The sequence below is a fragment of the Devosia rhodophyticola genome (assembly GCF_028816475.1).
Classification (GTDB): Bacteria; Pseudomonadota; Alphaproteobacteria; order Rhizobiales; family Devosiaceae; genus Devosia; species Devosia rhodophyticola.
In genome coordinates, this window is sequence record NZ_CP118247.1 from 1,491,157 (window position 1) to 1,505,148 (window position 13,992).

Below are 13,992 nucleotides of genomic sequence, written 5' to 3' on the forward strand. Positions count from 1 at the left end.
CAGTGTTTGTCAAGGCTCAGGAGGCCCGAATGACCAGTATCAACCTACCCAATGCCGACCGTTCGATCACCCGCTACACGCTTACCGGCGCGCCCCTGCCCTTTATCAAACACAAGGCCAGCGATTTTTCGCGCATTGCCTATGGGGCGGCCCATGTGGTGGCCGATCCGCTGGCGGCGGTTGATCCCTGGTTGACCCCGGCGATCGACTGGGAGCGGACGCTGGCGTTTCGGCATCGGCTGTGGGATCTGGGACTGGGTGTGGCCGAGGCCATGGATACAGCGCAGCGCGGCATGGGTCTTGGATGGGCCGAGGCGCAGGAATTGATCAAGCGGTCGCAGGCTGAAGCCAGTACACGTGACGATGCGCTGATTGCCTACGGTGCGGGGACCGACCATCTGGCCCCCGGCCCTGATGTGAGCATCGACGATATCATCAAGGCCTACGAAGAGCAGATCGGCTTTGTTGAAGCCCAGGGCGGTCGCATCATCCTGATGGCCAGCCGGGCGCTTGCGGCAGCGGCGAAGGGGCCTGACGATTATGCCCGGGTCTATGCCCATATTCTGGGGCAGGTCAAACAACCGGTGATTATTCACTGGCTCGGCGACATGTTTGATCCGGCGCTTGTGGGCTATTGGGGCCATGCCGACCTTGAAAAGGCGATGGATGTTTGCCTTGACGTCATGACAGCCCATGCCGACAAGATCGACGGCATCAAGATTTCGCTGTTGAGCAAGGAGAAGGAAATTTCGATGCGCCGCCGCCTGCCCGGTACGGTGCGAATGTATACCGGCGACGATTTCAATTATGCCGAACTGATTGCTGGCGATCAGGAGGGTTATTCCGATGCCCTGCTCGGTATTTTTGATGCCATCGCCCCGGTGGCGTCGGCGGCACTGGCCCAATTGGGGCAATCCAATTCCAAGGCGTTTTTCGAGCTGCTGGAGCCGACGGTGCCGCTGTCGCGGCACATCTTTGCCGCCCCGACCCGCTTTTATAAAACCGGGGTGGTGTTTCTGGCCTATCTCAATGGGCTGCAGGATCATTTTGCCATGATCGGCGGACAGCAAAGTACGCGCTCGCTGCAACATCTGGCCGAACTGTTCCGACTGGCAGACAAGGCGCGGGCGCTGAGCGAGCCAGACCTTGCGGTCAAGCGCATGCAAGCCGTGTTGAGCGTTAATGGGGTGGCGTCATGAATGAGAATTATCTGTCGCTCAATCTGGCAACGACGCGCCAGCAATGGGGGTTTGCCGAAGCGGTCGATGGCTGCCTGCGTCATGGGGTCACCGCCATAGCGCCCTGGCGCGATCAAATTGCAAAAATCGGCCTGAGCGAAGCGGCCGCGATCGTGCGCGACAACAAGCTGCGGGTGACCGGGGTATGCCGGGGCGGCATGTTTCCAGCCGACACCCCGGCGGGGCGACAGGCCGCGATTGACGATAATCTGCATGCCATTGATGAGGCGGCGGCGCTCAATGCCGACTGCCTGGTGCTGGTAGTGGGCGGCCTGCCCGGCTCCAGCAAGGACATTGCCGGGGCACGGGCCATGGTTCACGACGGTATTGCCGCCATGTTGCCGCATGCCAATGCCAGCGGCGTCAAACTGGCCATCGAGCCGCTACACCCGATGTATGCGGCGGATCGGGCCTGTGTGAATACCATAGATCAAGCCCTCGATATCTGCGAGGATTTGGGCGAAACCGTCGGGGTCGCCATTGATGTCTATCACGTCTGGTGGGACCCCAACCTTGCTGCTGCCATTGCGCGCGCTGGGCGGATGAACCGGATTTTTGCCCACCATATCTGCGACTGGCTGGTGCCAACGCGCGACATGTTGCTGGATCGGGGGATGATGGGCGATGGCGTTATTGACCTTAAGGGAATTCGTGCCATGATCGAGGCGGCGGGCTATAACGGCCCGCAGGAAGTAGAGATTTTTTCCAGCGAGAACTGGTGGAAAAAAGACGGCGACGAGGTGGTTCGTACCTGCCTTGAACGCTTCAGCACCGTGTGCTGATTTACAGGCTCTCACCCCGGGGATGCCGGGGTGGACTGGGCCTGACAGATGCGGTGGCCGGCCGGCGCCGTGGGAGATAAAGGAAAATGACGGATCAGCGACAGCGTTTTGCCCTCATCGGAACGGGCAATCGTGGCACCACCATGTGGGGCCAGAACCTGCTGGAAGGCTGGCGCGACAGCGTCGAACTGGTGGCGATCTGCGACACCAACGAACTGCGCGCCGAACGCGCCCGCACCATGATCGGCTCCAATGCCCCGATCTTTACCGATATTGGAATGACGCTGAACCAGACCAAGCCAGATCTGGTGATCGTATGTACCCGCGACAGCAATCACGACGACATTATCGTGGCAGCGCTGGAAGCGGGGTGCGATGTCATCACCGAAAAGCCGATGACCACATCGGTCGACAAAATCCGCCGTATTCGCGAAGCCGAAAAACGCAGCGGCAAGCGGGTCGATGTTTCGTTCAACTACCGCTTTGCCCCAACCGCCTACAAGCTCAAGGAATTGTTGGCTTCAGGGGCTATCGGCACGCTGACGTCGGTTGATTTTCACTGGTATCTCGATACCAACCATGGGGCCGATTATTTCCGACGCTGGCACGCCTATGTCGAAAATTCGGGCTCGCTGTTCGTTCACAAGGCGACGCATCATTTTGACCTGCTCAACTGGTATATTGATGCCGATCCGCAAACAGTTTCGGCCTTTGGCGAGTTGCGTAATTATGGCGCCAAGGGACCCTATCGCGGCACCCGCTGCAAGGGATGCGAGCATGCCAGCTATTGCGATTTTTACCTCGATCTGAGCGCTGACCCGTTTTTGGAAACGCTCTATGAGGACCCTTCGGACCTTGATGGTTATGTGCGCGATGCGTGCGTTTATCGCGAGGATATCGACATTCCCGACACCATGACGGCCAATATCCGCTACACCAATGACGTGGTCGTGTCCTATTCGCTCAACACTTACATGCCGATCGAAGGGCACCATATTGCCTTTAATGGCACCAAGGGGCGGATCGAACTGCGCCAGTTTGAAAAGCAGCCCTGGGAGCGTCCGAACCACGACGAAATCCTCGTGGTCAAGAGTTTTGGCGGTGGCGTTGAGCGCATAAAAGTGCCTCATTCGGCCGGTGGCCATTTTGGCGGCGATGACCGGATGCGCAACATGATCTTTCGCGGCGGCGAGGACAAATTGGGCCAAAGGGCCGGGTCGCGCGCCGGGGCGATGAGCGTACTGACCGGGATCGCGGCATTGCAAAGCGCCCGCAGCGGTACGACCGTGCGGATCAATGAATTGGGTGACATTGGCTAACTAGCGGATCGGCAAGAGAAATTCTTTGTACGGTACCGGACACCGGCTTGTGACCCGCCGCGCTTCGTTTAGGGTGCGGCTGGGGGTGCAAAGGCGGAAATGATGATTCCTGAGAATTGCGGTGTACTCGTTGTTGAGGACGAGCCACTGGTGGCGCTCATGATTGAAGACATGCTCAGGGATATGGGCGGCGCACAGATTCACGTTGCCCATGATCAGGACAGCGCCCGGGCATCGCTGGAACAGCATGCGCCGCGTCTGGCCGTCATGGATTTCAATCTGGGCCAAAATGACTCCATGAGCCTGGTCGATGCCTGTCGTGGGCGCGGTATTGCCGTCATTATTGCCAGCGGCTATTCGGCTGATGACCTGCCGCTTGAGGTGCGCACACTTCCGCTCTTGCCCAAACCCTTCTCATTTGAACAAATGTCGGATGCCATTGCCGCGGCACTGTTCGGTTCGGGGTCGGCCTGAATAATTTGTGCTATGATGGGTTTGGCCGCCATGGCCGGGGCCGCGGGGACCAATTTTTTCCTGCGGCTGGAAAGCGAGCGTCGTGATCGAAACCGGGTATGATCATCTCAATAAGCTGTTGGCGATCCTGAAACCTGAAGATCAGGCATTTCTGGCCGAACATCTTGAGCCGGTGACCTATGTGCAAAAGGACGAGGTCGAGCGACCGGGCACGATAATTGAATCGGTAATTTTTCCCGAAACCGGGCTGCTGTCGGTGGTGGCGCATCTACCGGAGGGGCGCGATATCGAAGTTGGCATTGTCGGTCGCGATGGCATGAGCGGCACCGGGGTGGTGCAGTTTGACGAATATGCGGTGTTTTCGACGTTCGTCCAGATCGAGGGGCGCGGCCTCAAGCTGGACGTCAAGACCTTGCGCGTGGCGCTGGCGCAGTCGATATCGCTCAATATCATTCTCAATCGTTATGCACGCAGCTTTGCCATTCAGATCGGCTCGACCGCCCTTGCCAATGGCCGTTCGCGGCTGGAGGAGCGGTTGGCGCGCTGGCTGGTGATGGTGCAGGACCGTATCGACAGCGACAAGATCGCCATTACCCACGAATTCCTGTCGATCATGCTGGGTGTGCGCCGATCCGGGGTCACCGATGCGTTGCATATTCTGGAAGGCCGGGGGCTGGTGCGGGCCAATCGCGGCGAGATCATCATTCGCGACCGCGAAGGGCTGATCGTTCTGGGCGACGGGGCCTATGGCATGGCCGAGCTGGAGTACCAGCGCATCATGGGCATGCCCTCGTAGAATTCTTTTCCGGTTGTCTTCCTTATTGCGCCTCATTCAGGGAGGACGCTCAACTAGTGCTGTGCGCTCTTAACGACAGCATTGCGCTAATGAGTGGTTAAGGTTAAAGAACAGTATTTTACGTAAACACAATATAACCGCATTTAATATTATCGTCGCATAATCGTGCAAAACGACTGTTTGGGGGATCGGCAGTTTTGTTGGGATGCGGCTCCAATTATGGCCTGTGCCAGGAGCTATAGTAATGAGCAAGGTGCCAAAGCCAGTGCATGATGTCTTTGAGGCAGGCGGGCGCGGATTGCAGCACCACGATCTTCGGCGGGCCAATGAGCGTGCCATCATGTCGGTTGTCGCCTTTAACGCCGGCGCCTCCAACGCCGAAATATCACGCCTTTCGGGCCTGGCGCCCCAGACCGTTTCGGCCATTCTGGTTGAGTTGGAAAAGGCATACCTGATCAAACGCGGCGAGTTGTTGCGTGGTCGCCGCGGCCAGCCCGCCACCCCGATCTATATCGATCCGGATGGGGCGTTCGGGGTCGGATGCGAGATCAGCTGGCGCCATATGCAGGTCTATGTGATCGATCTCTGGGGCCGGACGCGCGGGCAGGCGCGTAAGGAATATGCCTATCCCGACGCCTCTACCATCGTTGAGGATATCAACACCATGGTCGAGGGCTTGCTGGGCGACCTATCGCTGATCCATCAGTTCCGCGTCCACGATCTGGGCATCGCCATGCCCACCCAGCTCTGGCGTTACATTCATCTGGTCGGTGCACCCAAAAAACAGTCAGCCCTTTGGGAAAAAAAGGATCTCGCGGGGGAATTGGCGGCGGCCACCAGCCTTGAAGTCTCGGTCTTCAACGATGGCAATGCTGCCTGCTGGGCCGAGCTGATTGCCTTTTCCAAGCCACGACCCGGCGATTTCATCTATTTGATGGTCTCGCGCTATATTGGGGCGGGCATTGTGGGCCAAGGGCAGTTGTGGGAAGGGCCGACCGGCAATTCGGCAAATTTGGGGTCGATGCTGGTCAGTCAGAAAGACACCGCCCCTGTTGCGGCTCAATATATCGCCTCGATCAGCGCGCTTGAGGCGCGTCTTGTTGCCGCCGGGCACGGGCCAATGGCCGGATTGCCTGACGAGTGGGAATGGGGCTCGATGGAGCCGATATTGTCTGAATGGCTCGAGGTGGTGAGCAAGGCGTTAGCGGAAATCATTTTCAACACCACCATGGTGCTGGAATGCAAATTGGCGGTTGTCGATGGCTTTATGCCGCCCGAGGTGGTCAAACGGCTTACCCAGGCGGTCACCGATGAGTTGGCCAAATTGCCGGAGGGGCCGTATGTTACGCCGCGCGTGGTGCAAGGGCATCTGGGGAGTTCCGCCCCGGTGCTGGGCGCTGCCGAACTGCCGCTCTATCGGCGCTATTTTTCCCGCAGTCTTGACGATCTTACGGGCTGAACTAATCATGATTTATGCGGTCATGTAATTGACTTATCTTAGAACAATTATAAATTAGCCGCATCGACCAAGGCGTGCTGAACACGCCCTTGCGTCGCCGGACATCCTGCCTGTCCGCCGAAAGGATCACGATGAGACTGACCCGCCAATCCAACTATGCCATTCGCACGCTGGTTTATTGCGCCATCAACCAGCCGGGATTGAGCCGGGTGGCCGATATCGCGCGGGCCTATTCGATATCGGAACTGTTTCTGTTCAAGCTGATCAAGCCCCTAGTCGGCAAGGGCCTGTTGGCAACAGTACGCGGGCGGCATGGCGGCATCAAGCTGGGCAAGCCTGCCGCCGAGATCAGCCTGCTTGAAATCATCATGCTGACCGAGGAAAATTTTGCGCTGGCGGAATGTTTCGAGGAGGGGGCGGACTGCCCGTTGATCGGGGAATGTGAGCTCAATAGTGCGTTACGCGAGGCGCTGGGCGCGTTCTTTTCGGTGCTCGAAGGCTATACCATTGCCGATCTCGCCCATAAACGTCGCTCGCTGCGTGAGCGGTTGGGGCTCAATCTGGATGAGGTTCAACTGAGCGCCCACTAGCGCCTGATTGGCCAACCCTCAACCCTGAAATGAGAAAACGGGCATGATGCCTGCCAAAAGGCAGGTCTGCCATGGTCAGGGCCGCATTGATCTGGCGGCCAAGCCATGCTCTATGCGCCACACCATCCCAAGGATAATCGAAGTTTCATGGCTGCTGCACCGCTCCTAAGCCTGCAAAATATTTCCCTGACATTTGGCGGCACGCAATTGCTGGAAAGCGCCGAACTGATCGTGTCACCAGGGCAGCGCATTGCGCTGGTTGGCCGCAACGGGTCGGGCAAGTCGACCCTGCTCAAGATCGCATCCGGCGATATCGCCCATGATGGCGGGGTGCGGTTCATGGAGCCGGGCGCAACGGTGCGCTATTTGCCCCAGGAGCCCGATCTTTCCGCCTTTGCCACAACGCTTGATTATGTCGAGGGTGGATTGGGGCCGGGCGATGATCCCTATCGGGCGCAATATCTGCTCAATTCACTGGGGCTGACCGGGGCCGAGGACCCCAAAACCCTATCGGGTGGCGAAGGACGGCGGGCGGCGCTGGCGCGCGTTCTGGCCCCCAAGCCCGATATCCTGCTACTGGACGAGCCGACCAACCATCTCGATCTGCCCGCCATTGAATGGCTGCAATCGGAACTGGCATCGCTGCGTTCGGCAATGGTTCTGATCAGCCATGACCGACGGTTCCTCAGTGATTTGACCCGCGCCACAGTATGGCTGGATCGCGGCCTGACCCGGCGGCTCGACAAGGGATTTGGCGCGTTTGAGACCTGGCGCGATCAGGTTCTGGAAGAAGAAGAACGCGACCGGCACAAGCTGGACCGGCAGATTGTGCGCGAGGAGCACTGGCTGCGCTATGGCGTGACGGCGCGGCGCAAGCGCAATGTGGGCCGGTTGGAACGGTTGGCGGGACTTCGGCAGGATCGGCGCGATCAGCGCCGCGTCACCGGCAGCGTCAACATGCAGGTTTCCGAAGGGCGTTCGTCCGGGGCCCTGGTGGTGGATGCCGAGGACATTTCCAAATCCTATGGCACGCGCGCCATTGTCAGCGGCTTTTCGAGCCGCGTGCTGCGCGGTGATCGCGTCGGCATTGTTGGCCCCAACGGGGCGGGCAAGACCACTTTGATCAAGATGCTGACCGGCCTGTTGGCACCCGATAGCGGCAAGATCAAACTGGGCGCTTCGCTGGAACTGGCGATGCTGGATCAGGGTCGCGCCAAGCTGTTGCCGGAAACCCGCCTCAAGGAAGCCCTGACCGGTGGGGGAAGCGACACCATCCACATCAATGGCCAGCCGCGCCATGTGGTTGGTTATATGAAGGATTTTCTGTTTTCGCCCGAACAGGCCAATACCCCGATTGGCAAATTGTCGGGCGGGGAGCGGGCGCGCGTCGCGCTGGCACGGGCTTTGTCGCTGCCGTCCAATTTTCTGGTGCTCGACGAGCCGACCAACGATCTTGATCTCGAAACCCTGGATCTGCTTGAGGAAATGGTATCCGACTATGCCGGCACCGTGCTGGTGGTCAGCCATGACCGTGATTTTCTTGACCGCGTGGCGACCTCGGTGATCATGGCCGAAGGCGATGGCACCTGGACCGAATATGCCGGTGGCTATTCGGACATGGTGATCCAGCGTGGCGAAGGCGCGGCGGCGCGCGCCGCCATTACCAAGACGCACAAGCCGGGCAAGACCGCGCTGGCGCCGGTCACGGCAGCAACCGGCAAGCGCAAATTGAGTTTCAAGGAAAAGCACGCGCTTGAAACGCTACCCACCCAGATCGAAAAACTCAAAAACGATAGCGCCAACCTTACCAAGGAATTGGCCGATCCAAAGCTTTACGCCCGGGATCCCGAAGCGTTTGCCAAAAAGAGCGAGCGCCTGAGCGAGATCGAAACCAAGCGCAGCAAGGCTGAAGACCAATGGCTGGAGCTGGAATTGTTGCGCGAAGAGCTTGAGGGCTGAAACTGCTCGGGTCGGATAGACTTTAAAGACCAATCCTTGGCATGACATAAGCGGCGGTGCGCCCGCTTTGGAAGCCGCTGTTGGTTGCTATTGCGGCACGAACCATGGCTTTATTGGCGGACTGGCTTGCGCGGCAATCCAGGCGCTGCTGGCGGTCTGATGATGGGGAGGCCATAGCCATGAACAAGGACGTGCTGCTCGAGGCCCAACGGCGTTTCCTCGATCGCTATCCGGGTGGGTTTGACCATCCCGAAATGGCGGCCATGGCTAAAAAATTCAAGATGACGCAACATGGCGACTTCGCGCGGGAGCGCTTCGCCAGGGACCAATTTTCCGAGCCTCATGCCATAATTGATGCCGCAGCAACGCTCGTCAGTCGGTCAACCCTGGTATCGATGTTTGAAAAGCCAAAATTCAAGGCGGTCGTTGCCGGACTTTCCGAGGTTGAAACTGAGGATTGGGCCGCCGCCTGGTTCGAATTTTTGCACGGCGACCAGCAGGAGGGGTTTGTGGCATTGGTCGCCTCACTCGCCCGGCACCAACTCGCCAGATGGACCCTGGTGACTGTCGTACCGGCGTATTATGCCCAGCAAACCGAAGTCTTCGTCAAACCAAGCACCGCCAAGCTCATCGTCAACAGGCTTGAGCTTGGGTTGGCTTATCATCCAACGCCCAGCTGGGAATTCTACGCCGCGTTCCGCCAGGCGCTCTTGGCCATGCGCGCCATCGCGTCCGATACCAATGCGCCCAGCAATGCGGCCTTTTCAGGCATTCTGATGAACTATCTTGATGCGGGTTGACCGCAAAAGTGTCGCCCGCCGCTCAGGCGGTCTGTTCGAGGCTTTTCTTCTGGCGGCGCCGGATGACCGAGGACGGGATGTTCATGCCCTCGCGATATTTGGCGACGGTCCGGCGGGCCACATCAATGCCCTGCTCGCGCTTGAGGATATCAGCGATGGTGTCGTCGGAAAGAACCGCCTTGACGGTTTCGCCATCTATCAGTTGCCGGATACGATGACGCACCGCTTCGGCGGAATGCTGGTCGCCGCCATCGCTCGAGGCAATAGCGGTGGTGAAGAAATATTTCATTTCCAATAGACCGCGCGGGGTCGACAGGTATTTGTTGGCTGTCACCCGGCTGACGGTTGATTCATGCATTTCAATGGCCTCGGCCACCATTTTGAGCGTCATTGGCTTGAGATGGGCAATGCCATGGAGCAAAAAACCATCCTGTTGCCGCACAATTTCGGCGGCGACCTTGAGCATGGTCTGGGCGCGCTGATCCAGACTTTTGGTCAGCCAGCTGGCAGTTTGCAAACAGTCGGTCAGGAAGTTTTTTTCCTGACTGTTGCGCGTCTTTTTGGTGACGCTGGCGTAATAGACCCGATTGACCAGCACGCGCGGCAGCACATCGGCATTGAGCTCAATCTGCCAGTCGCCAGTCGGGCCCTGTCGCACGAAAACATCGGGCACCACCGCTTCAACCGGGCCTGAATCAAAGGCGCGGGCCGGGCGGGGATCGAGCTGGCGCAGTTCAGCCAGCATATCGACAATATCCTCGCGGTCAGCGCCGACCGCACGCATCAGTGCTGTCATATCGTGGCTGGCCACCAGTTCGAGATTGTCGAGAAGACGCACCATGATCGGGTCAAGCCGGTCGCGCTCGGCCAGTTGCATGGCAAGGCACTGGCGCAGGTCGCGGGCAAAAACGCCAAGCGGATCGCACCCCTGAATCGCCTCGAGCACCGCTTCGACGTCCGCCAGCTCTGCCCCCAGTTGTTCGGCAATGGCGGCGGGGTCAACGCTTAGATAGCCGGCTTCATTGAGGCTATCGATCAAATGGCGGGCAATCAGGCGGTCAGCCTGCGTGCGCAGGATCATATTGGTCTGGGCTTCGAGATGATCGGCAAGGCGGGGGCGCGCCGCGACATATTGGTCTATGTCGGGGGCTTCACCGCCGTCGCCGGTGCCGTGCACATCAATGCGGCTGGAGAGGTTGAGCCGATCGGCGCTGGCTTGGTCGGGAAAGACATTTTCGACCGCCGTGTCGTAGCCATCGGCTATGGCATCTGCGCTCTGGATGCGCTCGGAATGGGTGACGGTGTCTTCATAGGCGGCGGCGTCGGGGGCGGGGTCAACCGGGGCAGGTGCATCCTCGGCGGCGCCCTCCTCGCGCTCCAGCAATGGATTGCGCAGCAGTTCGGCTTCAACGAAATTATTGAGTTCGAGATGGCTCAACTGCAGCAGGCGAATGGATTGCATCAACTGCGGCGTCAGGGTCAGACTCTGGGCCTGACGAAACTCCAGACGCGGCGATAATGCCATCAATTCAGTCCCTTGGAAAACGAGAAGAGGGACCGTCATCGGTCCCCATTGCGGCAGAATGGCCTATTTTCCATGCGGGAGCAAGTATCAGAGCAATTTTCGTGCCAATTGGAGTTATTGACTAGTTGGCGAAGCTGTCGCCGAGATAGACGCGGCGGGCTTCGGGATCGGCAGCAATGGTTTCGGGGCGCCCCTGGATCATCACGTGACCATCGTGCACCAGGTAGGCGCGGTCGACCAGACTGAGGGTTTCGCGGACCGAATGGTCGGTGACCAGAACCCCGATGCCGCGCTGGGTCAGTTGCTTGACCAGCCCCTTGACCTCGGCCACGGCGATGGGGTCAACGCCGGCAAAAGGCTCGTCCAACAGCATGAAGACCGGATCGGCGGCCAGGGCGCGGGCAATTTCGGCGCGTCGCCGCTCGCCGCCCGAAAGCGACATGGCGTTGGACTTCGCCAGATGGGCGATGGAAAATTCCTCAAGCAGGTTTTTCAGCCGTGCCCGCCGGTCGGCGCGCGAGCGCACGTGGTTTTCGAGCACCGCCATGATGTTGTCGGCAACGCTGAGACCGCGAAAAATCGAGGGTTCCTGCGGCAAATAGCCGATGCCGAGACGTCCGCGCTGAAACAGGGGCAGCTGGGTGATGGGAAAACCATCGAGCCGGATTTCGCCGTGATCGGGTTTGACCAGCCCCATGATCATGGTGAAAACCGTAGTCTTGCCGGCCCCGTTTGGCCCGAGCAGGCCCACCGCCTCGCCGCGCCGCACCGCTAACGACACATCACGCACCACGGTGCGCTTGCCGAATTTTTTTGCAAGACCGTGGGCGACGAGCCAGCCGGTTTGATCGACCTTGGGTTTGGGTGCGACCTGGTTCATTGGGCGTTGAACACGCCGGTGACGCGGCCGCCGTTGGTGCCGGTGAAGGTTGAAACATTGGTTTCAAGGTTCACCACCAGCTCATTGGCGTTGACCGTGCCGCTAGAATTGGTGACGACCACATTGCCGGTGAGGCGCAACAGCTGGTCGCCGGGGGTGAACACGGCTTTTTCGCCGGTGGCGTCCTGCTCGTCGGTCTTGAGGCGAACCACTTTTCCGGTGGCAACGAAGCTCTTGATGTCGGTGGTGCCGCCTTCGCCGTAAATGGCGGTGACCTTGTCGGCCCACACCTTGACGCTGGGGTGCACAACAATGACGTTGCCGGTAAAGACCGCCTGCTGATTGCCTTCGGCCACGGTAAACAGATCAGCGCTTATCTGCACCTTGTCCACCGCCAGCGCCGGGGAAACCGTTAGCAGGGCCAAAAGGGCAATTGCGGCCAATTTTTTCATTTGGGTGCGGCTCCGGGCGTTGAAGGCAGGGTTACCGTTGCGCCCGTGAAGGACCAGAGGGCGGTTTTGGCGTCATAGAGCAACCCCTTACTCACTACGGTTGTTCCGTCGGGATAGTCAACGCTGACCGGGCCGTTACTGTTAAGCGTCTGGGCTGACCAGTCAAAAACACTATTGACCAGACGGGCCACAGTGCCGTCGGAATCCTCGACCAGGGCATTGTTTTTGATAATGATCAATTGGTTGAGGGTATCGAGCTGGGCGAGGGGAGCGTTGATTTCCATTGTCGTGCCGCTGGCGCGGTTCACGGTGAGGGCGGCGCCTGAAAGTTCGATGATTTCGGGGTGCGCCACTGTTGCGCGGGCGCTGGTGGCATTGACGCGATAGTGTGACCCATCATCGAGCCGCCCCGAATATTCGGGTTGTTCGATGGTGATGCTGTCGGATGAGAGTTTGACCTGACCGATGCCGAAGCGGGCGGACAGGCTGGAGATGAATATCTGGCCGACGATAATGGCGAAGATGATAATGCCGGCGACAGGCACAAGCAGGCGCAGGCGCGCCACGACGCGGTTGCGGCTGGCCAGACGCCGGTAAAGATCACGGCGCGTCGCGGTTGACGCGCTCATGATGGCTCAGCTTCAGCTATGGGCAAAAATATCGGTTTCATCCCAGCCCAAAAGGTCCAGTTCGCAGCGCGTCTTGAGGAACTTGAAGCATTCGGCGGCAATTTCGGTGCGACCTTCACGCTGCAACATGCGGTCCAGATGACGCTTGAGATCGTGCAGGTACAAAACGTCCGAGGCGGCATAATCGAGCTGTGCCGACGAGAGTTTTTCGCCGCCCCAGTCCGAGGATTGCTGCTGCTTGGACATGTCATTGCCCAGAAGTTCGCGCACCAGATCCTTGAGGCCATGGCGATCGGTGTAGGTGCGCACCAGTTTTGAGGCGATTTTCGTGCAATAGACCGGGCCGGCCACAACGCCAAAGCGGTGCTTGAGCACGGCAACGTCAAAGCGGGCATAATGGAAAATCTTGGTGACAGCCGGATCAGCCAGAAGCTTTTCCAGATTGGGTGCCGAATTGACGTCGGCCGGGATCTGCACGACATCGGCGCTGCCGTCGCCGGGGGATAGCTGGACCACGCAAAGCCGGTCGCGATGAGGGTGCAGGCCCATGGTTTCAGTGTCAATTGCCACTTCGCGCCCATAGTTGGACAGATCCGGCAAATCGCCGCGGTGTAGTCTGATGGTCATACTCGCCTCTTTTGTTGGAAACGGTGATGCCACACACAAGCGACATTGAAAAGGCAAAGCGGTGATTTTGAGGGGTGAAGCGGCTTGCCCACAGCGAAGTTCAGTGACAGGGCTGCCTCAGCGGAACGTGCTGCCCAACGTCAAGTCGCGAATGGCGCTGGTATTTAGCGCCGATCGGTCACTGTCCCATCACCTTTACCCAGTTTCGCGAACTGTTCTCAACATCGTCCAGCACCGAAAGCAGGAGTTCCCGAACGGTCATTTTGTTCACACCGGGTCGCTGCAAAACGCTTTTGAAATCCAGCGCCTTAAGGGCGCTCCCGATATCTTCCTTGACCATCCCCATTCTGACCGAGCCTTCTAACGCGTAGTCACCGTGGCTCTGCCTCCGTTAGAGATAAATTAGTATGCACGCTATCCAGAAGCCTGGCAACTTTCCAACCACTGCGGCCATGGTGTCCG

General features: G+C 59.0%; 15 protein-coding genes. 9 read left to right on the forward strand and 6 right to left on the reverse strand.

Features of this window, described 5'->3' with window-relative positions; genetic code table 11:
- Window positions 1–29 precede the first annotated feature (29 nt).
- The 9 genes from PSQ90_RS07245 (at window position 30) to PSQ90_RS07285 (ending at window position 9,417) form a co-directional block, all read left to right on the forward strand.
- A complete protein-coding gene (locus PSQ90_RS07245) occupies window positions 30–1,199 on the forward strand; it encodes a dihydrodipicolinate synthase family protein (RefSeq protein ID WP_282212725.1) in 1,170 nt (389 codons plus the stop codon).
- On the forward strand, window positions 1,196–2,020 hold the full coding sequence (locus PSQ90_RS07250; RefSeq protein ID WP_282212726.1) for a sugar phosphate isomerase/epimerase family protein: 825 nt from the start codon (window positions 1,196–1,198) through the stop codon (window positions 2,018–2,020). Before PSQ90_RS07245 ends, PSQ90_RS07250 begins: the two co-directional genes overlap by 4 nt.
- 86 nt (window positions 2,021–2,106) lie before the next feature.
- Complete coding sequence (locus tag PSQ90_RS07255; RefSeq protein ID WP_282212727.1) at window positions 2,107–3,339, forward strand: Gfo/Idh/MocA family protein; 1,233 nt, start codon at window positions 2,107–2,109, stop codon at window positions 3,337–3,339.
- Window positions 3,340–3,438: 99 nt separating this feature from the next.
- Window positions 3,439–3,813, forward strand: coding sequence for a response regulator (locus PSQ90_RS07260; protein ID WP_282212728.1), 375 nt, complete (start codon window positions 3,439–3,441; stop codon window positions 3,811–3,813).
- Window positions 3,814–3,895: 82 nt separating this feature from the next.
- Window positions 3,896–4,609: a Crp/Fnr family transcriptional regulator gene (locus PSQ90_RS07265; RefSeq protein ID WP_282212729.1), complete on the forward strand. Its 714-nt coding sequence runs from the start codon at window positions 3,896–3,898 to the stop codon at window positions 4,607–4,609.
- A 244-nt stretch (window positions 4,610–4,853) separates the two neighbouring features.
- Entirely contained in the window at window positions 4,854–6,068 is a 1,215-nt protein-coding gene (locus PSQ90_RS07270; protein ID WP_282212730.1) for an ROK family transcriptional regulator, read from the forward strand.
- A 131-nt stretch (window positions 6,069–6,199) separates the two neighbouring features.
- Window positions 6,200–6,658: an iron-responsive transcriptional regulator RirA gene (gene rirA / locus PSQ90_RS07275; protein ID WP_282212731.1), complete on the forward strand. Its 459-nt coding sequence runs from the start codon at window positions 6,200–6,202 to the stop codon at window positions 6,656–6,658.
- Between the two features lie 105 nt (window positions 6,659–6,763).
- Window positions 6,764–8,617, forward strand: a complete 1,854-nt coding sequence (locus PSQ90_RS07280; protein WP_282212732.1) for an ABC-F family ATP-binding cassette domain-containing protein — start codon at window positions 6,764–6,766, stop codon at window positions 8,615–8,617.
- Window positions 8,618–8,796: 179 nt separating this feature from the next.
- Entirely contained in the window at window positions 8,797–9,417 is a 621-nt protein-coding gene (locus PSQ90_RS07285; protein WP_282212733.1) for a hypothetical protein, read from the forward strand.
- 22 nt (window positions 9,418–9,439) lie between these two features.
- Here the strand turns inward: PSQ90_RS07285 and rpoN are convergent, their stop codons facing one another.
- The 6 genes from rpoN to PSQ90_RS07315 all read right to left on the reverse strand — a co-directional run bounded on the left by rpoN (window position 9,440) and on the right by PSQ90_RS07315 (window position 13,876).
- Window positions 9,440–10,942 carry an RNA polymerase factor sigma-54 gene (gene rpoN, locus PSQ90_RS07290; protein WP_282212734.1) on the reverse strand — a complete coding sequence of 501 codons (1,503 nt, stop codon included), beginning with the start codon at window positions 10,940–10,942 and terminating at the stop codon, window positions 9,440–9,442.
- 121 nt (window positions 10,943–11,063) lie between these two features.
- Window positions 11,064–11,822: an LPS export ABC transporter ATP-binding protein gene (lptB, locus tag PSQ90_RS07295; protein ID WP_282212735.1), complete on the reverse strand. Its 759-nt coding sequence runs from the start codon at window positions 11,820–11,822 to the stop codon at window positions 11,064–11,066.
- Window positions 11,819–12,274 (reverse strand): LptA/OstA family protein, encoded by a 456-nt coding sequence (locus PSQ90_RS07300; RefSeq protein ID WP_282212736.1) that lies wholly within the window; start codon window positions 12,272–12,274, stop codon window positions 11,819–11,821. Before PSQ90_RS07300 ends, lptB begins: the two co-directional genes overlap by 4 nt.
- A complete protein-coding gene (locus PSQ90_RS07305) occupies window positions 12,271–12,903 on the reverse strand; it encodes a hypothetical protein (RefSeq protein WP_282212737.1) in 633 nt (210 codons plus the stop codon). The genes PSQ90_RS07300 and PSQ90_RS07305 overlap by 4 nt, the downstream gene beginning before the upstream one ends.
- A gap of 12 nt (window positions 12,904–12,915) precedes the next feature.
- On the reverse strand, window positions 12,916–13,530 hold the full coding sequence (locus tag PSQ90_RS07310) for a ribonuclease D (RefSeq protein WP_282212738.1): 615 nt from the start codon (window positions 13,528–13,530) through the stop codon (window positions 12,916–12,918).
- Between the two features lie 178 nt (window positions 13,531–13,708).
- A complete protein-coding gene (locus PSQ90_RS07315) occupies window positions 13,709–13,876 on the reverse strand; it encodes a hypothetical protein (RefSeq protein ID WP_282212739.1) in 168 nt (55 codons plus the stop codon).
- Window positions 13,877–13,992: the final 116 nt, after the last annotated feature.

Excerpts from the sequence above, each read along its gene's own strand:
- PSQ90_RS07310 (WP_282212738.1), bottom strand. The coding sequence starts at position 13,530 with ATGACCATCAGACTACACCGCGGCGATTTGCCGGATCTGTCCAACTAT.
- PSQ90_RS07280 (WP_282212732.1), top strand. The coding sequence starts at position 6,764 with ATGCTCTATGCGCCACACCATCCCAAGGATAATCGAAGTTTCATGGCT.
- PSQ90_RS07250 (WP_282212726.1), top strand. The coding sequence starts at position 1,196 with ATGAATGAGAATTATCTGTCGCTCAATCTGGCAACGACGCGCCAGCAA.
- PSQ90_RS07285 (WP_282212733.1), top strand. The coding sequence starts at position 8,797 with ATGAACAAGGACGTGCTGCTCGAGGCCCAACGGCGTTTCCTCGATCGC.
- PSQ90_RS07255 (WP_282212727.1), top strand. The coding sequence starts at position 2,107 with ATGACGGATCAGCGACAGCGTTTTGCCCTCATCGGAACGGGCAATCGT.
- rpoN (WP_282212734.1), bottom strand. The coding sequence starts at position 10,942 with ATGGCATTATCGCCGCGTCTGGAGTTTCGTCAGGCCCAGAGTCTGACC.
- PSQ90_RS07305 (WP_282212737.1), bottom strand. The coding sequence starts at position 12,903 with ATGAGCGCGTCAACCGCGACGCGCCGTGATCTTTACCGGCGTCTGGCC.
- PSQ90_RS07300 (WP_282212736.1), bottom strand. The coding sequence starts at position 12,274 with ATGAAAAAATTGGCCGCAATTGCCCTTTTGGCCCTGCTAACGGTTTCC.
- PSQ90_RS07245 (WP_282212725.1), top strand. The coding sequence starts at position 30 with ATGACCAGTATCAACCTACCCAATGCCGACCGTTCGATCACCCGCTAC.
- PSQ90_RS07315 (WP_282212739.1), bottom strand. The coding sequence starts at position 13,876 with ATGGGGATGGTCAAGGAAGATATCGGGAGCGCCCTTAAGGCGCTGGAT.
- PSQ90_RS07270 (WP_282212730.1), top strand. The coding sequence starts at position 4,854 with ATGAGCAAGGTGCCAAAGCCAGTGCATGATGTCTTTGAGGCAGGCGGG.
- rirA (WP_282212731.1), top strand. The coding sequence starts at position 6,200 with ATGAGACTGACCCGCCAATCCAACTATGCCATTCGCACGCTGGTTTAT.
- PSQ90_RS07260 (WP_282212728.1), top strand. The coding sequence starts at position 3,439 with ATGATGATTCCTGAGAATTGCGGTGTACTCGTTGTTGAGGACGAGCCA.
- lptB (WP_282212735.1), bottom strand. The coding sequence starts at position 11,822 with ATGAACCAGGTCGCACCCAAACCCAAGGTCGATCAAACCGGCTGGCTC.